We start from the raw sequence: 17,041 nt of genomic DNA on the forward strand, positions 1-17,041 counted from the left end.
ATTGAAAATTCCTGATAATCATTTTCGATGGTTGGGGTGGTGACGCGAGGGCCATCCCGAAAGAGGAGGTCTCCATGGATGCTCGAGAGTATCTCGCCAGGCAGGGCGTGAGCCTGGACCGCGAGGAGGATCGCCCCAATACCCTGGAGGAGCTGGCCTGGGAGCGGGCGCGCCAGGCCGGGGCGCAGCGGCCGCGTACCGGCACGCCCCACGACTGGGAAGACTGGGAGCGTTACCATGACCAGCTGGCCGGCGACGCGGACCGGCTGGCCCGCAAGATCGACCCGGCGGCGCACGGGCGCGGCGCTCGCGATGCCGCGGCGCCCCGGGACGACGAGGGCACCGGCAACGGCGCCTGATCACCAAGGAAAGGAAACAGGGGAAAACGCATGGACGTGATTCGCATCATTCTGGCCATCATTCTGCCGCCGGTCGGGGTGTTCCTGCAGGTCGGTTTCGGTCTGCACTTCTGGCTGAACATCCTGCTGACGCTGCTGGGCTACATCCCCGGCATCGTGCATGCCGTCTGGATCATCGCCCGGCGCTGACGGCCGGACAACGCAAGACCCCGGCGCCGCAAGGCACCGGGGTCTGAATGGCGGATTCGACTCGACCTCGTGTCCGCGTCAGTAGGGCGCGACACTCATGCTGGAACCACTGCCGACCAGCTTGACCCGCTGACCGACCTGCCAGTTGCGGTCGGCCTTCTGGACCACCACGACCGTGTCGCCGCTGTCGCGCCGCACTTCCAGTTCGTAGGCATTGACCTGATTGGCGCGGTCCTCGATCTTCTTGCCGGCCACGCTGCCGCCGATCGCGCCGGCAGCGGTCGCGATCTGCTTGCCGGAGCCGCCACCGATCTGATTGCCGAGCAGGCCGCCAATGACCGCACCGCCGACCCCGCCGATGAGACCGCTGCCCTGGTCGTCCGCCTGGATACGCACGGGGCGGACCGAGACGATGGTGCCGTAGGTGACGGTCTGGCCGGTCTTGGCCTGGCTGCCCCGATAGACGTCGCCGGAATAGAGGTCACTGTTGGCGCAGCCGCCCAGAGTCAGAAGGCCCAGCGCCAGTACAGGCAGGTAACGCGTCAGCTTCATTGCCAGTTCTCCCTCTCGTTTTAAAAACACTGTTTGATAACCCAGTCTAGCCGACAACCGCGGGTTTGACCATGACGCCGGATGAGGGTTCAGCGTGTGACCAGTGTAGCCGGGCGCCCGGGTGGCAACGCAAGCGCGGGGAGGCCGTGGCCTCCCCGCGGGGCATTGCGGTGCGCGGCGGTGCGATCAGCCGAACTGGTTCATGGTATTGGCCTGGCCGCCGGCCTTCAGGGCCCCCTCGCCGGAGAAGTACTCCTTGTGGTCATCGCCGAGGTTGGAGCCGGCCATGTCCTGGTGCTTGACGCAGGCCAGGCCCTGGCGGATCTCCTGGCGCTGCACGCCGGTCACGTAGGCCAGCATACCCTCTTCGCCGAAATAGCCGCGCGCCAGGTTATCGGTGGACAGTGCCGCGGTGTGGTAGGTGGGCAGGGTGATCAGGTGATGGAAGATGCCGGCTTCCCGTGATCCCTTGCGCTGGAAGTCGCGGGTCCACTCGTCGGCCAGCTCGGCCAGCGGGGTGTCGTCGTACTCGGCACTCATCAGCTGGCCGCGATCGTAGGCCGAGAGGTCCTTGCCTTCCTGCTCCCAAGCGTCGAACACTTGCTGGCGGAAGTTGAGCGTCCAGTTGAACGACGGCGAGTTGTTGTAGACCAGCTTGGCATCCGGCACCACCTCGCGGATACGCTCGACCATGCCCGCGATCTGGCCCACATGGGGTTTTTCGGTCTCGATCCACAGCAGGTCGGCGCCGTTTTGCAGGGCGGTGATGCAGTCGAGCACCACCCGGTCCTCGCCGGTGTCGGGGCGGAAACGATACAGGCCGTTGGCCAGTCGCAGCGGCTTGCGCAGTTCACCGTCGATCTTGATCACGGTGTCGCCCTCGTCGATATCCTCGGCGCTGGCCACCGGCACGGTGTTGAGGAAGCTGTTGTACTGCCAGGCTAGATCGCCGGGTTCCTGGCTGACCGGTATCTTCTGGGTCAGGCCGGCGCCCAGGGAGTCGGTACGGGCGACGATCACGCCGTCCTCCACGCCCAGTTCGAGGAAGGCATAGCGCACCGCATTGAGCTTGGCGATGAAGTCCTCGTGGGGCACCGTGACCTTGCCGTCCTGGTGGCCGCACTGCTTGGCATCGGAGACCTGGTTCTCGATCTGGATGCAGCAGGCGCCGGCCTCGATCATGCGCCTGGCCAGCAGGTAGGTGGCCTCTTCATTGCCGAACCCGGCGTCGATATCGGCGATGATCGGCACCACGTGGGTCTCGAAGCTGTCGATGCGCTCCTGTGCGGCCTTGGCGGCGACCTCGTCGCCCTTGGCGCGGGCGGCATCGAGCTCGCGGAACAGATGACCGAGTTCGCGGGCGTCCGCCTGGCGCAGGAAGGTGTAGAGCTCCTCGATCAGTGCCGGCACGGCGGTCTTCTCGTGCATCGACTGGTCGGGCAGGGGGCCGAACTGGCTGCGCATGGCGGCGACCATCCAGCCCGAGAGGTAGAGGTAGCGCTTGGCGGTGGTGCCGTGGTGGCGCTTGACGGCGAGCATCTTCTGCTGGCCGATGAAGCCGTGCCAGCACCCCAGCGACTGGGTGTAGCGGCTGGGGTCGGCATCGTACTCGGCCATGTCGCGGCGCATGACGCCCGCCGTGTAGCGGGCGATGTCCAGCCCCGTGCGGAAGCGGTTCTGCAGCCGCATGCGGGTGGCGTACTCGGGGTTGATGTTGTCCCACTTGCCGCCCTGCTGGTCGCGCAGCTGGCTGAACGTGGTGAGCGTGTCCTGATAGCGGGTCATGGCGCATCCTCGTCAGTGGTGGCCTTGCGGCCTGTCGTGGTGAGTCGCGGTGGCGTCGGGGCCATATGCTGCAGTCGCGAGATTCGCAGTGGCTTTTCGGCGATGATGCCTTGCCGTGCTGGGAATCATGGCGGCGATTCACGACAGGATTTCGGTGACGATCGTTCACTACATGGTGGCTGTAAAACGATCGTTTTAACCCTGTCTTGCAATGCAATATGGCCCACAACCACGGGGCTCAACAATCATCACTTGGGGTAAGCGCGGGTTGTAGCATGACTACAGAATCGCGCGAATCGCACGATTTCTGTAGTCGATTTTCGCGGGTGGGGAAAACCGTCGTAAAATCAGTCGCTCAGCACCAGGCGCATATTGCGGTGCAAAATGCCGGCGTCGAGGAAGGTGCCGCCGTAGGCCTCGAAACCCAGGCGGCGATAGAAGTCCAGCGCCTGGGTCTGGGCGGCGAGTTCGACGTGGGCATGGCCCTGGTCGCGGGCGGCGCGGATGGCCTCGCGCATCAGTGCCAGGCCGATGCCTCGCCCGCGGGCGTCGGGGAGCACGGCGACGCGCCCCACGTGGCCGTCGGGCAGCAGGCGGGCGGTGCCCACGGGCGTGCCGTCGAGCCGGGCGAGCAGGTGCAGGCACTCCGGGTCACGCCCGTCCCACTCCTCGTCCTCGGGCACCGCCTGCTCGTCGATGAACACCCGTCGGCGGATGTCGCCGGCCGGTGGCCCCAGGCGCTGCCAGTCGCCGCGTTCGATATGCAGGGTCGGCTCGTTCATGCGTCCTCCGCGTCGTCTGCCGCCTCGTCCGGCCAGACCAGGCTGCCGCGATCGAGCAGGCCGGTCACGATCCCGACCGCCTCGGGGAAGGCCAGCAGCTCAGCGTCGAGCGGGGCGTCGCCGGCGAGGTGGCGGGCCAGGCGGGCGTCGCAGGTGACGGCGTCGCCGTCGACGAACAGGGTGGCGCGGCCCGCGTCGTGGTCCCGGCAGGCGAAGCGCGAGCCCGGGGTGCGCTCGAGCGTGAGACCGGCGTGTAGTGCCGCGACAAGGGTGTCACCGTCCGCCGGTACCTCGGCGGCGATCGGGTGGTCCGGGTACTTGGGCTGGGTCATCGCCCGGCCGAACCACTGAAGCAGCTGCGCCGGATCATCCAGGGTCTCGAGGATCAGGGTGCGCATGCGGGCCAGTGCCGCATCGTCGATCTCGCCGGGATGGGCCGCCGGCGTCAGGTCCGGGTCCGCGTAGCGCAGCGAGTCGGGCAGCTGCTCGCCGAGATAGTCGGCGAACGAGGTAATCGACTCGTCGGCCGACAGCGCCCGGAAGCCCACCGAGTAGGTCATGCAGTCCGCGGATTCGCTGACCCCGTGGTGGGCGATGCCGGGGGGCAGGTAGAGCATGTCGCCGGGTTCCAGGCGCCAGTCCTGACCGGGCTCGACCGTGAAGCGCTCGAGGATCTTGAGGTCGATGCCCTCGAGGATCGGCGCGTCGTCGCCCGCCACGCCACCGAGCTGCCAGCGGCGGACCCCGCTACCCTGGAGCAGAAAGACGTCATACTGATCGACATGCGGGCCCACGCTGCCGCCGGGTGGGGCGTAGCTGACCATGACATCGTCGAGCCGCCAGCGCGGCAGAAAGTGGAACTGCGCGAGCAGGTCGTTGACCTCGGGCACGTAGTGATCCACCGCCTGCACCAGCAAGGTCCAGTCCCGCTCGGGAAGGCGGGCGAAGGTGGCGTCATCGAAGGGGCCGTGGCTGACCTGCCAGGGGCCGTCGGGGCCGTGCTCCTCGACCAGGCGTGACTCGACGCCTTCCTCGCAGGCCAGGCCGGCCAGTTCCTCGGGGGCGAGTGGCGAGACGAAGTCGGGCAGGGCGCCGCGAATCAGCAGCGGCTTCTTCTGCCAGTACTCGCGCAGGAAGTCGCGGGCCGAGCGGCCACCGAGCAGGGTGAGCGGAGTGTCGTCGGGGGACATGGGTACCACCTCTTGACGAAATACTGAAGTCGCGGGACGGGATTGGTGGCTTCGAGTCGCGGCTTTTCCGGCAACAGGCCTGTACGAGGGCGCTGTGAACCCTTCCTTGGGCGCTACTTTTTCCATCCTTGGAAAAAGACCCTCTTCAGGCCTATTCCCGGCGCCGCTTACCGTACTGGCGCTAGGCGCTTACAGCTGGCGCGCCTGCTCCGCGGCATTGCCCACGTAGGTGGCCGGCGAGAGCGCCTTGAGCTCGGCCTTGACCGTTTCGGGCAGTTCCAGCGTGTCGATGAAGGCGGCGAAGCCGGCCTGATCGATGCGCTTGCCGCGGGTCAGTTCCTTGAGCTTCTCGTAGGGCTTCTCGATGCCGTAGCGGCGCATCACCGTCTGGATCGGTTCGGCCAGCACTTCCCAGCTGTTGTCGAGGTCCTCGGCCAGGCGGGCCGGATTGGCCTCGAGCTTGCCGACGCCCTTGAGGGTCGCCTGGTAGGCGATCAGCCCGTAGGCCAGGCCGACGCCCAGGTTGCGCAGCACCGTGGAGTCGGTGAGGTCGCGCTGCCAGCGCGAGATCGGCAGCTTCTGCGCCAGGTGGGTGAGCAGGGCGTTGGCCAGCCCCAGGTTGCCTTCGGAGTTCTCGAAGTCGATGGGGTTGACCTTGTGCGGCATGGTCGAGGAGCCGATCTCGCCGGCGATGGTCTTCTGCTTGAAGTAGCCCAGCGAGATGTAGCCCCAGACGTCGCGGTCGAAGTCGATGAGGATGGTGTTGAAGCGGCAGATGGCGTCGAACAGCTCGGCGATGTAGTCGTGGGGCTCGATCTGGGTGGTGTAGGGGTTGAAGCTCAGCCCCAGGCCCTCGACGAACAGGCGCGCGTTCTGCGCCCAGTCGATCTCCGGGTAGGTCGCCAGGTGGGCATTGTAGTTGCCCACCGCGCCGTTGATCTTGCCGAGGATCTCGGCGGCCTCGATCTGACGAAGCTGGCGGCGCAGCCGGTAGGCGACGTTGGCCATCTCCTTGCCCAGGGTGGTGGGGCTGGCGGTCTGGCCGTGGGTGCGCGAGAGCATGGGTTGCTCGGCGTGCTCGTGAGCCAGGCGCTCGACGGCGGCGACCACATCGCGCAGGGTCGGCAGCAGGGCGTCGAGGCCGTCGCGCAGCATCACCCCGTAGGAGAGGTTGTTGATGTCCTCGCTGGTGCAGGCGAAGTGGATGAACTCGGTGACCGCGTGCAGTTCGGGAACCCCGGCGACCTGCTCCTTGAGGAAGTACTCCACTGCCTTGACGTCATGGTTGGTGGTGCGCTCGATCTCCTTGATGCGCTCGGCATCGGCGACCGAGAATTCGCTGACGAGCCGGCCGAGAAAGGCCGTGGCCTCGGCCGACAGGGGCGGGACCTCGACGATCTGCGGGTGCGCGGCGAGGCGCTCCAGCCAGCGGACCTCGACGGTGACGCGGGCGCGGATCAGGCCGAATTCACTGAAATGCTCGCGCAGCGGCTCGGCCTTGGAGGCATAGCGGCCGTCGACGGGGGAAAGGGCGGTGAGCGGAGAGAGCTGCATGGTATCGTCCGGTATCTCGGGGCGCCGTGGCGGCGGCGCCAAACGGTTGGCGAAAAGGCGTGTTCAGCGCCACTGCTCCAGGGCCTTGCGCATGGCGCCGCGCTGGAACAGCAGCTTCCAGCGGCGGCCGCCCTGCTGGTGCCAGAGCAGGGCGAAGCGGATGCCGGAGAGCAGGGCGGTGCGGACGCGCTCGGGCATCATCCGCTGCTGCAACAGGCTGGGCTCGCCCTGGACCACGATGCGCTGGCGGAAGGTCGAGATGGTGTCCTGATAGAGCTCGCCGAGGCTGGCCACCACGTTCTCGTGGGTCTCGCCGAAGTGCTCGGCCTGCCCCTGGATGCGGGTCAGCCGCTCGCCCAGGGTGTCTAGCATGGCGTCCTGCTGGCGCAGCTTCTGCATCAGCATCAGCAGCGTGAAGCCGTAGCGCAGCACGTTGGGGTCGGTGCGCTGGCGAGCGACGATGGCCTCGAGCACGTCCAGCCCCAGGCGCAGGTTGTTGGGGTGGCCGCCGTAGATGGCCTCGAAGGAGGCGGGGTTGGTATCCAGCGTGGCCCGCAGCTGGGTGTCCCAGGCCCGCGCGTCGCACTGCCCCTGACGGGCCAGCTGGTCGACCAGGGCGGCGGCCTGGAAGACCCCGGCCAGGGCCAGGGTCTGTCGTGACACGGGGTCGTCGGGGGCCGTGTGGATCGGGGTGGCGTTCATGCGGCCAGCGTCTCCCGTTGCCAGGTGTCGCGAATCACGCCGCCGCCGAGGCAGACGTCGTCGTCGTAGAGCACCAGCGACTGGCCCGGCGTCACCGCGCGCTGCGGCTCGTCGAAGTGAACCTCCACGCCGCCATCGTCGCGGGTGCGCATGCGGCAGGGCACGTCGGTCTGGCGGTAGCGGGTCTTGGCGGTGAGGCGTGCCTCGGCGGCCGGTGGCTGCCCGGCGATCCAGTCCATCGCCTCGGTGACCAGCGCATCGCTGTACAGCAGCGGATGGTGCTTGCCCTGGACCACGATCAGCACGTTGCGCTCGAGGTCCTTGTCGGCGACGTACCAGGGCGCGTCCGGATAGTCGGCCAGCCCGCCGATGCCCAGCCCCTGGCGCTGGCCGAGGGTGTAGTACATCAGCCCCATGTGCTCGCCGATGTCGTCGCCCTCGGGGGTCTCGATGCGTCCCGGCTGGGCCGGCAGGTACTGCTGCAGGAAGTCGCGGAAGCGGCGCTCGCCGATGAAGCAGATGCCGGTGGAATCCTTCTTGCGCGCGGTGACCAGGTCATGGCGCTCGGCGAGCTCGCGCACCCGGGGCTTTTCCAGCTCGCCGACCGGGAACAGGGTGCGGGCGATCGCGGCCTCGGGCACGGCGTGCAGGAAATAGCTCTGGTCCTTGTTGGCATCGAGTCCCTTGAGCAGGCGCGCCCGACCGTCGCGCTCGCCGCGGCGCACGTAGTGGCCGGTGGCGATCGCCTCGGCACCCAGCATCTCGGCGTATTCGAGAAACACCTTGAACTTGATCTCGCGGTTGCACAGCACATCCGGGTTGGGGGTGCGCCCGGCGCGATACTCGGCGAGGAAGTGCTCGAAGACGTTGTCCCAGTACTCGGCGGCGAAATTGGCGGTGTGCAGGGGGATGCCCAGCTTGTCGCACACCGCCTGGGCGTCCGCCAGGTCTTCCTTCGCGGTGCAGTATTCGGTGCCGTCGTCCTCGTCCCAGTTCTTCATGAACAGGCCCTCGACCCGATAGCCCTGTTCGAGCAGCAACAGGGCCGAGACGGAGGAGTCGACACCGCCGGACATGCCGACGATGACCTTGCCGGTGGCTGAAGGCGCCGTAGCTTGGGGCATAACGTCCCTCGAGTGGAACAGGGGTGAATCGCAGTGGCGCGGATTATACCCGAAACCGGACGCGGGCTTCGAGCGTCAGCCTTCGTGGATGACCGACAGCGGGAAGCGCCGCCCCGCGCGATAGTCGCGGATCCGGGTGAGCACCAGCGGGCTGCGCAGGCGCCCCTCCTGCGCCAGGGACTCGATCTCCTCGGGACGCAGCCAGTGCGCGCCGAGGATGCCGTGGTCGAGCGGTGTCGTGTGCGCGGCCCGGGGCCGGGCGATGAAGCCGTGGCTGTGAAAGACCAGGCCGTCGGCGGCGGTGAAGATGTAAAGCCCCAGATAAGCGGTGATGGCCACGTCCCAGGCGGTTTCCTCGCGGGTCTCGCGACGTGCGGCCTCGATCAGGCGCTCGCCCGGCTCCAGGTGGCCGGCGGGCTGGTTGAACTGGCTGGCCGGGCCGCCGCGGTCCTCCTCCACCAGCAGGAAGCGGTCATCATGGGGGATCACCGTGGCGACGGTGACACGCGGGGACCAGCGGCTCATGAGCGCGACCTCCGGCGGCGTGTGCCCGGGGCACGCTTGCCCGGGGCACGCGACCGCGGCGCCGCCGGGGCATGCAGGACCTCCCGGCGCCACTGTCCCGGTGCCAGGCCGTCGAGCCGCCAGGGGCCGATCGCCACGCGGATCAGGCGCAGGGTGGGGTGGCCGACATGGGCCGTCATGCGGCGGACCTGACGGTTGCGGCCTTCCTCGATGGTCAGTTCGAGCCAGTGGGTGGGGATGCCGGCGCGATGGCGGATCGGCGGGTCGCGCGGTGGCACCTCCGGCGCGGCGAGCCGCTTCACCCGGGCCGGGCGCGTGGGGCCGTCATTGAGGGTCACGCCGCGGCGCAGGGCCTCGAGGGCATCGTCGTCCGGCGTCCCCTCGACCTGGACCCAGTAGGTCTTGGGCTGCTTGTGGCGCGGGTGGCTGATGCGCTGGATCAGCGCGCCGTCGTCGGTGAGCAGCAGCAGGCCCTCGGAGTCGTAGTCGAGCCGGCCGGCGGCATAGATGCCGGGCACATCGATGGCCTCGGCCAGGGTCGCCCGGCCGCGCGCGTCGGTGAACTGCGAGAGCATGTGGTAGGGCTTGTGCAACAGGTAAAGATCGCTCATGGCGGGGGCGGCTCGTTGCTCGGAGATTGTCGACATTGTTCATGCGGACCCGGGCCGACGCTGTTATACTGCGGCCCGACCGCAGGGGTACCAGCGTCTAACCGTGAACCAGGGCATCCCCCGGGCGCCCGCTCGCCGGGATGGACCAAGCGCCTGCGCGGCTACCCAGTTTACCGCAATCGGGCCGGCAGCTCGCCGGTGATGTCGGGGCTGCCGGCCCGGTTGGCAGTGACGCCGATTTCTTGCAATCGCAGCGAAACAGAGAGGTTAACGCAACGATGTCCAAATCGCCGAAGATCATCTATACGCTCACCGACGAGGCCCCGGCACTGGCGACCCATTCCCTGTTGCCGATCATCGACGCCTTCACCGATCCGGCCGGCATCGACGTGGAGACGCGCGACATCTCTCTGGCGGGGCGCATCATTTCCCTGTTCCCCGAGTATCTCACCGATGAACAGCGCATCGCCGACGACCTGGCCGAGCTGGGTGAGCTGACCAAGACGCCGGAAGCCAACATCATCAAGCTGCCCAACATCAGTGCTTCCGTGCCGCAGCTCAAGGCCGCCATCAAGGAGCTGCAGTCTCAGGGCTACAAGCTGCCCGACTACCCGGAAGAGCCCGGCAACGACACCGAGCGCGACATCAAGGCGCGCTACGATCGTGTCAAGGGCAGCGCGGTCAACCCGGTGCTGCGTGAGGGCAACTCCGATCGCCGTGCGCCGCAGTCGGTCAAGAACTTCGCCCGCAAGTATCCGCACCGCCTGGGCGAGTGGAGCGCCGACTCGCGTTCCCACGTGGCTCACATGAGCGACGGTGACTTCTACGGCAGCGAGACGTCCGCGGTCATGGAGAGCGCCGGCAGCGTCAAGATCGCGCTTCACGGCGCCGACGGCAGCGTCAAGGTGCTCAAGGAGGCCGTGCCGGTGCTGGCCGGTGAAGTGATCGACGCTGCGGTGATGAGCCGTCAGGCGCTGCGTCGCTTCGTCGCCGAGGCCATCGAGGATGCCAAGTCGCAGGACGTGCTGTTCTCGCTGCACCTCAAGGCGACCATGATGAAGGTCTCCGATCCGATCATGTTCGGCATCGTGGTCTCCGAGTTCTACAAGGAGGTGCTGGCCAAGTACGCCGACGATCTCAAGCAGGTCGGCTTCGACCCCAACAACGGCATCGGCGATCTCTACGCCACCATCCAGTCGCTGGCCGAGGACAAGCGCCAGGCCATCGAGTCCGACATCCAGGCGTTGTACGCCGAGCGTCCGTCACTGGCGATGGTCAACTCGCACAAGGGCATCACCAACCTGCACGTGCCCTCTGATGTGATCATCGATGCCTCGATGCCGGCGATGATCCGCGATTCCGGCAAGATGTGGGGCGCCGACGACGCCCTGCACGACACCAAGGCGGTGATCCCCGACCGCTGCTACGCCGGCATCTATCAGGTGGTGATCGAGGACTGCAAGAAGAATGGTGCCTTCGATCCGACCACCATGGGCAGCGTGCCCAACGTCGGCCTGATGGCCCAGAAGGCCGAGGAGTACGGTTCTCACGACAAGACCTTCCATATCCCGGCCGCCGGCACCGTGCGCGTCACCGACGCCCAGGACAATGTGGTCTTCGAGCACAGGGTCGAGGAGGGCGACATCTGGCGCATGTGCCAGACCAAGGACGCCCCGATTCAGGACTGGGTCAAGCTGGCCGTGGCGCGTGCCCGCGACAGCCAGACGCCGGCGGTGTTCTGGCTCGATGCCAACCGGGGGCACGACGCCCAGCTGATCGAGAAGGTCGAGCGTTATCTGAAGGATCACGACACCGACGGCCTGGATATCCGCATCATGACTCCCGAAGACGCCATGCGCTTCTCGCTGGAGCGGATCCGTGCCGGCAAGGACACCATCTCCGTGACCGGCAACGTGCTGCGTGATTACCTGACCGACCTGTTCCCGATCATGGAGCTGGGTACCAGCGCCAAGATGCTCTCCATCGTGCCGCTGATGAACGGCGGTGGCCTGTTCGAGACCGGGGCGGGCGGCAGCGCGCCCAAGCACGTCCAGCAGTTCCTGGAAGAGAACCACCTGCGCTGGGATTCGCTGGGCGAGTTCCTGGCCCTGGCCGCCTCGCTCGAGCATCTGGGCAAGACCTTCGACAATGCCCGGGCGCGGGTGCTGGCCAAGGCGCTGGACCAGGCCAACGGCGAGTTCCTCGACAGCAACAAGTCGCCCTCGCGCAAGGTCGGCGAGATCGACAATCGCGGCAGCCACTTCTACCTGGCGCTCTACTGGGCCAAGGCCGTGGCCGCCCAGAATGACGACGCCGAGCTCAAGGCTCAGTTCGCCGAGCTGGCCCGTAAGCTCGAGGAAAACGAGGACGCCATCCTGGCCGAGCTCAACGGCGTGCAGGGTCAGCCGGTGGATATCCGCGGCTACTATCATCCCGACTACGCACTGACCAGCCAGGCCATGCGTCCCAGCAAGACGCTCAACGACGCCCTGGGTGTCGTCAAGGACTGAGTCTTCGCTGGCTGAGCATCCCGAATCCCCGCTCGCTCGGCGAGCGGGGTTTTTTTGTTGCCCCCCTTGCAAGGTGACGGTTGCGGACGCATCTTGCAGGGAACCCCGAAGCCGTGGCCGCGTCTCATGTTCATGGAGCACGCGCCCTGCTTTCGGCTTGTACAGATGGATTCTGGCTCTTATGTTCAATAGAGACGAGACAATGTCGATGACCGCGGTGGCGTCATGGCTCGCGACAGGAAAGGAGGGGCTTGTGCCGATCCCGGGAGCGGCGATTACCGCCGGGATGACGCGACCGCCGGGCCCCGAGGAGGAGGGCGAAGGCGAGCTCGCCACCCGCCCGGCGGAGCCGAAGCTCGAGGAGCCGCCGCGCTACAAGGTGGTGCTCCACAACGACGATTACACGCCCATGGAATTCGTCGTCGAGGTGCTGCAGACCTTCTTCTACATGGACCATGAGAAAGCCGTGCAGATCATGATGGCGGTCCATACCCAGGGCAAGGCGACCTGCGGCATCTATACCCGCGACATCGCGGAGACCAAGAGCCACCAGGTCAACGAATACGCGCGAGAATGCCAGCATCCACTGCTGTGCGACATCGACAGGGCCGACTGACGCCTGGCAACGTGACAGTCAGGGGTTGCGAAAGACTCCAAAGTGCCCGATTGTGAAAGTGCCGACGATGCCCGAGGCGGCGAGAAGGGGACTGCCATGCTGAGCAAAGAACTTGAACTCACCCTGAACACGGCCTTCACGGTGGCGCGCTCCAAGCGGCATGAATTCATGACCGTCGAGCATCTGCTGCTGGCCCTGCTGGACAATGCGTCGGCCGCCGATGTGCTGCGTGCCTGCGGCGCCAGCCTCGACAAGCTGCGTTCCGACCTGCAGGACTTCATCAACTCCACGACGCCGCTGATTCCCGAGGATCAGGAGGATCGCGAGACCCAGCCGACCCTGGGGTTCCAGCGTGTGCTGCAGCGCGCCGTCTTCCACGTGCAGTCCTCCGGCAAGTCCGAGGTCACCGGCGCCAACGTGCTGGTGGCGATCTTCTCCGAGCAGGAAAGCCAGGCCGTCTATTTCCTGAAGCAGCAGAACGTGGCCCGCGTCGATGCGGTCAACTACATAGCCCATGGCATCTCCAAGGTGGCCGGCCACGGACAGAACCCGTCGCCGTCCCAGGAGGCCGAAGAGGGGGAAGAGGGTATGAGCGAAGGCAATGCCCACCCGTTGACCGGCTACGCGACCAACCTCAACGAGCAGGCGCGTCTCGGCAAGATCGACCCCCTGATCGGTCGCGATCACGAACTCGAGCGTACCGTGCAGATCCTGGCGCGGCGGCGCAAGAACAACCCGCTGCTGGTCGGCGAGGCCGGGGTCGGCAAGACGGCGATCGCCGAGGGGCTGGCCAAGCGCATCGTCGAGGAGGACGTGCCCGACGTCATCAGCGATGCCGTGGTCTATGCGCTGGACATGGGCGCGTTGCTGGCCGGCACCAAGTACCGTGGCGACTTCGAGAAGCGCCTCAAGGCGCTGCTCGCCGAGCTCAAGAAGCAGCCCAATGCCATCCTGTTCATCGACGAGATTCATACGGTGATTGGCGCCGGCGCGGCCTCCGGCGGCGTGATGGATGCCTCCAACCTGCTCAAGCCGCTGCTCTCCTCCGGCGAGCTGCGCTGCATCGGGTCGACCACCTTCCAGGAATTCCGCGGCATCTTCGAGAAGGATCGCGCCCTGGCGCGGCGGTTCCAGAAGGTCGATGTGCTCGAGCCCACGGTCGAGGACACCATCCGTATCCTCAAGGGGCTGCGCGGGCGCTTCGAGGAGCACCATCAGCTCAAGTACACCGACGGGGCGCTGGACAGCGCCGTGCGCCTGGCGGACCGCTACATCAACGATCGCCACCTGCCCGACAAGGCGATCGACGTGATCGACGAGGCCGGCGCACATCAGCGCCTGCTGCCGCCCGAGATGCGGGTCGCGACCATCGACACCGAGCAGGTCGAGGCGGTGGTGGCGTCGATCGCGCGGATTCCGCCGAAGAGCGTTTCCTCGTCGGATCGCAAGCTGCTCTCCAACCTGGACCGTGACCTGAAGATGCTGGTCTTCGGTCAGGACGAGGCCATCGACAGCCTGGCGGCGGCGATCAAGCTCTCGCGGGCGGGGCTCAAGTCTCCCGACAAGCCGGTGGGCAGCTTCCTGTTCGCCGGGCCGACCGGGGTCGGCAAGACCGAGGTGGCCCGCCAGCTTGCCCAGCTGATGGGTATCTCGCTGGTGCGCTTCGACATGTCGGAGTACATGGAACGGCACACCGTGTCGCGGCTGATCGGTGCCCCTCCCGGCTACGTCGGCTACGATCAGGGCGGCCTGCTGACCGAGGCGGTCACCAAGCAGCCGCACTGCGTGCTGCTGCTCGACGAGATCGAGAAGGCGCATCCCGAGGTCTTCAACCTGCTGCTGCAGGTGATGGACCATGGCCGCCTGACCGACAACAATGGCCGCGAGGCGGACTTCCGCCACGTGATCCTGATCATGACCTCGAATGCCGGTGCCGAGCAGATTGCCCGTCGCTCGATCGGCTTCCAGACCCAGGATCACTCCACGGACGGCATGGAGATGATTCGCAAGACCTTCACGCCGGAGTTCCGCAACCGCCTGGACGGCATCATCCAGTTCCACGGCCTGGCCCCGGATATCGTGCGCAACGTGGTCGACAAGTTCCTGGTCGAACTGCAGGCCCAGCTCGACGAGAAGCGTGTCCAGCTGGACGTGGACGATGCCGCCAAGGCCTGGCTGGCCGACAAGGGCTACGATCCCGAGATGGGGGCACGGCCGATGGCGCGCGTGATTCAGGAGAAGCTCAAGAAGCCGCTGGCGGAACTCATCCTGTTCGGCGAGCTGGCCGAGCACGGCGGTCTGGTGCACGTCACCGTGGAAGGCGACGAGCTGCATCTGGCCACGGAAGCCGAGGTCGCCTGACGGCGTCGGCTTCCGGCTTCCGGCATCCGGACTAGGGGCCGGCCCTCGGCCCCGGGCCCGCCTTCACGATCCGCGCCTCGTCTTCGGACGGGGCGTTTTTCATGGCGAGTCAGGCGGGGTCATGCATCGGTGTCGGAGAGAATGGCGTACACCGGGTCGCCAGTGCCGGCTGGCCGCGGTCGAGTGGAGTCAGACCACAGAGGCCTGTGGCGCCACGCTGCCGCGGCGACAAGGGGGCGGTGGAGGCGCGTTCAGCGAGAACGGTAGACGATGCGGCCCTTGGAGAGGTCGTAGGGCGTCAGTTCGACCTTGACCTTGTCACCGGTCAGGATACGGATGTAGTTCTTGCGCATCTTGCCGGAAATGTGTGCGGTGACGACATGGCCGTTTTCCAGCTCGACGCGAAACATGGTGTTGGGCAGCGTGTCGACGACGACACCTTCCATTTCGATATGATCTTCTCGTGCCATATAGGCGAACCCTCGATGGTGGACTAGGTCATCACGATGACGTCGTTGGCATGCTGCGACGCCGTCATCGATCAAGATAGCCCGATATTTTGCCGCATGCCGCGCGTCAAGGCAAAGAATCAGCGCTGTCGCCGCGGAATCGCCCGGCGCCAGTGACGGCCATCAAGAAACTCGAGCGGCTGGAAGGCCTGCTTGTAGTTCATCTTCGATGACTCGCGGATCCAGTACCCCAGGTAGACGTGCGCCAGGCCCAGGCGGCGGGCCAGCTCGATCTGGTAAAGGACGGCATGAGTGCCCAGCGAGCGCCGGGCGTATTCGGCATCGGGGTCGAAGAAGGTGTAGATCGCCGACAGGCCGTGACCGAGGGTGTCGATGGCGGCGACACCGAGCAGCTGCCCGTTCAGGCGGAACTCCAGCAGCCGCGCATAGGGATGATCCAGGGTCAGGAAGGTCCGATACTGCTCGTGGCTCGGCGGATACATGTCGCCGTCAGCATGGCGGGTGCGAATGTAGCGCGCATACAGGGCATAGTGTTCGGGGTCGAAGACGGCGGGGCGGTCGTGCCATTCCAGATCCGCGTTGCGCTGCCGGAGCTTGCGCTGCGTGCGGCTGGGGGTGAAGTCGGCCACCGGAATGCGTACCGAGATGCAGGCGCTGCAGCCCTCGCAGTGCGGGCGATAGAGATGGCGCCCGCTGCGCCGGAAGCCGAGCAGCGCCAGCGAATCGTAGACGCCTTGCCCGGGCGATTCCTGAGGATCGAGAAACAGCGTCGTCGCCTCGCGGCCGGGCAGGTAACTGCAGGCATGAGGGACGGTCAGGAAGAAGCGCAGATCCCTGGCCGGCTGTCGCGGCGTGCTACTGCTCACGATCTCGGCCTCCCGAATGGCAGCGAAATGGCGGGGCCAGTGCCCAGGATTCCGCCGGCAGGGCGGCGTATTGCTCAAGATAGTCGATGAATGCTTCGCGGGCGATCTCCCGGGCGCCCAGGCTGGCCAGGTGGGCGGTGTGCATCTGGCAGTCGATCAGACCGCCGCCCTGGGCCTGCAGGTGGTGGGCCAGATGCACCAGGGCGATCTTGGAGGCATCGTTCTCGCGACTGAACATCGATTCGCCGAAGAACATGCGTCCCAGCGCCACCCCGTAGAGGCCGCCGACCAGCTGCCCGTCACGCCAGACTTCCACCGAGTGCGCATGGCCCAGCGCGTGAAGGCGCTGGTAAGCGGCCTGCATGGCGGCGGTGATCCAGGTGCCGTCGGCATCCTCTCGCGGGGCGGCGCAGGCGGTGATGACGTCGGCGAAGCACTGGTCGCGACTGACCGTGAAGCCGCCGTTGCGCAGCCGCTTGGCAAGGCTGCGCCGCACCCGGATCTCCTCGGGAAACAGCACCAGGCGGGGGGTCGGGCACCACCAGAGGATCGGCTGGTCGTCGCTGAACCAGGGAAAGATACCGCGCCGGTAGGCGGCCAGCAGCCACTCGGGGGTGAGGGCGCCGCCGGCGGCCAGCAGACCCGGCGGCGCGTCGAAGGCGTCGGCGATGTCGGGAAACTGCACGGGGGACTCGGCTAGCCAGGGCAACATGAGGTGGCGGGTCTCGTGATCGGGGTGTCGGCGACAAGTGTGCCGCCGCTAACCGCTGCGCTCAATGCCCGGCCGGCCCCCTGTGACCGCCGGGTCTGGCTCGGTATGATGGCGGGCATGGAACGGGGCGGCG

Annotated in this window: 17 protein-coding genes; 5 read left to right on the forward strand and 12 right to left on the reverse strand. The window is 66.7% G+C overall.

The window, feature by feature from the left end; all coding sequences use genetic code 11:
- Positions 1-74: 74 nt before the first annotated feature.
- Both KGQ91_RS09840 and KGQ91_RS09845 read left to right on the forward strand, forming a co-directional pair.
- A complete protein-coding gene (locus KGQ91_RS09840; protein WP_224420919.1) occupies positions 75-359 on the forward strand; it encodes a hypothetical protein in 285 nt (94 codons plus the stop codon).
- Positions 360-389: 30 nt separating this feature from the next.
- Positions 390-548: a YqaE/Pmp3 family membrane protein gene (locus KGQ91_RS09845; RefSeq protein WP_163647485.1), complete on the forward strand. Its 159-nt coding sequence runs from the start codon at positions 390-392 to the stop codon at positions 546-548.
- A gap of 78 nt (positions 549-626) precedes the next feature.
- Here the strand turns inward: KGQ91_RS09845 and KGQ91_RS09850 are convergent, their stop codons facing one another.
- The 9 genes from KGQ91_RS09850 to KGQ91_RS09890 form a co-directional block, all read right to left on the reverse strand.
- A complete protein-coding gene (locus KGQ91_RS09850; protein ID WP_318010296.1) occupies positions 627-1,094 on the reverse strand; it encodes an outer membrane lipoprotein in 468 nt (155 codons plus the stop codon).
- A gap of 192 nt (positions 1,095-1,286) precedes the next feature.
- Positions 1,287-2,885 (reverse strand): isocitrate lyase, encoded by a 1,599-nt coding sequence (locus tag KGQ91_RS09855; RefSeq protein ID WP_224420921.1) that lies wholly within the window; start codon positions 2,883-2,885, stop codon positions 1,287-1,289.
- Between the two features lie 347 nt (positions 2,886-3,232).
- Positions 3,233-3,667 (reverse strand): GNAT family N-acetyltransferase, encoded by a 435-nt coding sequence (locus tag KGQ91_RS09860; RefSeq protein ID WP_224420922.1) that lies wholly within the window; start codon positions 3,665-3,667, stop codon positions 3,233-3,235.
- A complete protein-coding gene (locus tag KGQ91_RS09865; protein ID WP_224420923.1) occupies positions 3,664-4,857 on the reverse strand; it encodes a cupin domain-containing protein in 1,194 nt (397 codons plus the stop codon). Before KGQ91_RS09865 ends, KGQ91_RS09860 begins: the two co-directional genes overlap by 4 nt.
- A 189-nt stretch (positions 4,858-5,046) precedes the next feature.
- Positions 5,047-6,411: an adenylosuccinate lyase gene (gene purB / locus KGQ91_RS09870; protein ID WP_224420924.1), complete on the reverse strand. Its 1,365-nt coding sequence runs from the start codon at positions 6,409-6,411 to the stop codon at positions 5,047-5,049.
- 63 nt (positions 6,412-6,474) lie between these two features.
- Positions 6,475-7,113: a high frequency lysogenization protein HflD gene (hflD, locus tag KGQ91_RS09875; protein WP_224420925.1), complete on the reverse strand. Its 639-nt coding sequence runs from the start codon at positions 7,111-7,113 to the stop codon at positions 6,475-6,477.
- Positions 7,110-8,237, reverse strand: a complete 1,128-nt coding sequence (mnmA, locus tag KGQ91_RS09880; protein WP_163647479.1) for a tRNA 2-thiouridine(34) synthase MnmA — start codon at positions 8,235-8,237, stop codon at positions 7,110-7,112. Before mnmA ends, hflD begins: the two co-directional genes overlap by 4 nt.
- A 75-nt stretch (positions 8,238-8,312) precedes the next feature.
- Positions 8,313-8,762: an NUDIX hydrolase gene (locus tag KGQ91_RS09885; RefSeq protein WP_224420926.1), complete on the reverse strand. Its 450-nt coding sequence runs from the start codon at positions 8,760-8,762 to the stop codon at positions 8,313-8,315.
- Positions 8,759-9,373: a pseudouridine synthase gene (locus KGQ91_RS09890; RefSeq protein ID WP_224420927.1), complete on the reverse strand. Its 615-nt coding sequence runs from the start codon at positions 9,371-9,373 to the stop codon at positions 8,759-8,761. The genes KGQ91_RS09885 and KGQ91_RS09890 overlap by 4 nt, the downstream gene beginning before the upstream one ends.
- Positions 9,374-9,651: 278 nt before the next feature.
- Between KGQ91_RS09890 and KGQ91_RS09895 the strand changes: the two genes are divergently transcribed.
- The 3 genes from KGQ91_RS09895 to clpA all read left to right on the forward strand — a co-directional run bounded on the left by KGQ91_RS09895 (position 9,652) and on the right by clpA (position 14,860).
- Entirely contained in the window at positions 9,652-11,883 is a 2,232-nt protein-coding gene (locus KGQ91_RS09895) for an NADP-dependent isocitrate dehydrogenase (protein WP_224420928.1), read from the forward strand.
- Positions 11,884-12,169: 286 nt separating this feature from the next.
- Positions 12,170-12,499, forward strand: coding sequence for an ATP-dependent Clp protease adapter ClpS (gene clpS, locus KGQ91_RS09900; RefSeq protein WP_224421403.1), 330 nt, complete (start codon positions 12,170-12,172; stop codon positions 12,497-12,499).
- 96 nt (positions 12,500-12,595) lie between these two features.
- Entirely contained in the window at positions 12,596-14,860 is a 2,265-nt protein-coding gene (gene clpA, locus KGQ91_RS09905) for an ATP-dependent Clp protease ATP-binding subunit ClpA (protein ID WP_163647475.1), read from the forward strand.
- A 251-nt stretch (positions 14,861-15,111) separates the two neighbouring features.
- On the opposite strand, the gene infA is transcribed toward clpA, so the two are convergent.
- The 3 genes from infA to aat all read right to left on the reverse strand — a co-directional run bounded on the left by infA (position 15,112) and on the right by aat (position 16,908).
- Positions 15,112-15,330: a translation initiation factor IF-1 gene (gene infA, locus KGQ91_RS09910; protein ID WP_013332816.1), complete on the reverse strand. Its 219-nt coding sequence runs from the start codon at positions 15,328-15,330 to the stop codon at positions 15,112-15,114.
- A gap of 119 nt (positions 15,331-15,449) precedes the next feature.
- Positions 15,450-16,196, reverse strand: a complete 747-nt coding sequence (locus KGQ91_RS09915) for an arginyltransferase (RefSeq protein WP_224420929.1) — start codon at positions 16,194-16,196, stop codon at positions 15,450-15,452.
- Entirely contained in the window at positions 16,186-16,908 is a 723-nt protein-coding gene (gene aat, locus KGQ91_RS09920; protein WP_224420930.1) for a leucyl/phenylalanyl-tRNA--protein transferase, read from the reverse strand. The genes KGQ91_RS09915 and aat overlap by 11 nt, the downstream gene beginning before the upstream one ends.
- Positions 16,909-17,041: the final 133 nt, after the last annotated feature.

This window comes from Modicisalibacter tunisiensis (assembly GCF_020148005.1).
GTDB classification, from domain to species: domain Bacteria; phylum Pseudomonadota; class Gammaproteobacteria; order Pseudomonadales; family Halomonadaceae; genus Modicisalibacter; species Modicisalibacter tunisiensis.

Excerpts from the sequence above, each read along its gene's own strand:
- KGQ91_RS09855 (WP_224420921.1), bottom strand. The coding sequence starts at position 2,885 with ATGACCCGCTATCAGGACACGCTCACCACGTTCAGCCAGCTGCGCGAC.
- KGQ91_RS09865 (WP_224420923.1), bottom strand. The coding sequence starts at position 4,857 with ATGTCCCCCGACGACACTCCGCTCACCCTGCTCGGTGGCCGCTCGGCC.
- mnmA (WP_163647479.1), bottom strand. The coding sequence starts at position 8,237 with ATGCCCCAAGCTACGGCGCCTTCAGCCACCGGCAAGGTCATCGTCGGC.
- purB (WP_224420924.1), bottom strand. The coding sequence starts at position 6,411 with ATGCAGCTCTCTCCGCTCACCGCCCTTTCCCCCGTCGACGGCCGCTAT.
- KGQ91_RS09895 (WP_224420928.1), top strand. The coding sequence starts at position 9,652 with ATGTCCAAATCGCCGAAGATCATCTATACGCTCACCGACGAGGCCCCG.
- infA (WP_013332816.1), bottom strand. The coding sequence starts at position 15,330 with ATGGCACGAGAAGATCATATCGAAATGGAAGGTGTCGTCGTCGACACG.
- clpA (WP_163647475.1), top strand. The coding sequence starts at position 12,596 with ATGCTGAGCAAAGAACTTGAACTCACCCTGAACACGGCCTTCACGGTG.
- KGQ91_RS09890 (WP_224420927.1), bottom strand. The coding sequence starts at position 9,373 with ATGAGCGATCTTTACCTGTTGCACAAGCCCTACCACATGCTCTCGCAG.
- KGQ91_RS09845 (WP_163647485.1), top strand. The coding sequence starts at position 390 with ATGGACGTGATTCGCATCATTCTGGCCATCATTCTGCCGCCGGTCGGG.
- KGQ91_RS09885 (WP_224420926.1), bottom strand. The coding sequence starts at position 8,762 with ATGAGCCGCTGGTCCCCGCGTGTCACCGTCGCCACGGTGATCCCCCAT.
- hflD (WP_224420925.1), bottom strand. The coding sequence starts at position 7,113 with ATGAACGCCACCCCGATCCACACGGCCCCCGACGACCCCGTGTCACGA.
- KGQ91_RS09860 (WP_224420922.1), bottom strand. The coding sequence starts at position 3,667 with ATGAACGAGCCGACCCTGCATATCGAACGCGGCGACTGGCAGCGCCTG.
- KGQ91_RS09840 (WP_224420919.1), top strand. The coding sequence starts at position 75 with ATGGATGCTCGAGAGTATCTCGCCAGGCAGGGCGTGAGCCTGGACCGC.
- aat (WP_224420930.1), bottom strand. The coding sequence starts at position 16,908 with ATGTTGCCCTGGCTAGCCGAGTCCCCCGTGCAGTTTCCCGACATCGCC.
- clpS (WP_224421403.1), top strand. The coding sequence starts at position 12,170 with ATGACGCGACCGCCGGGCCCCGAGGAGGAGGGCGAAGGCGAGCTCGCC.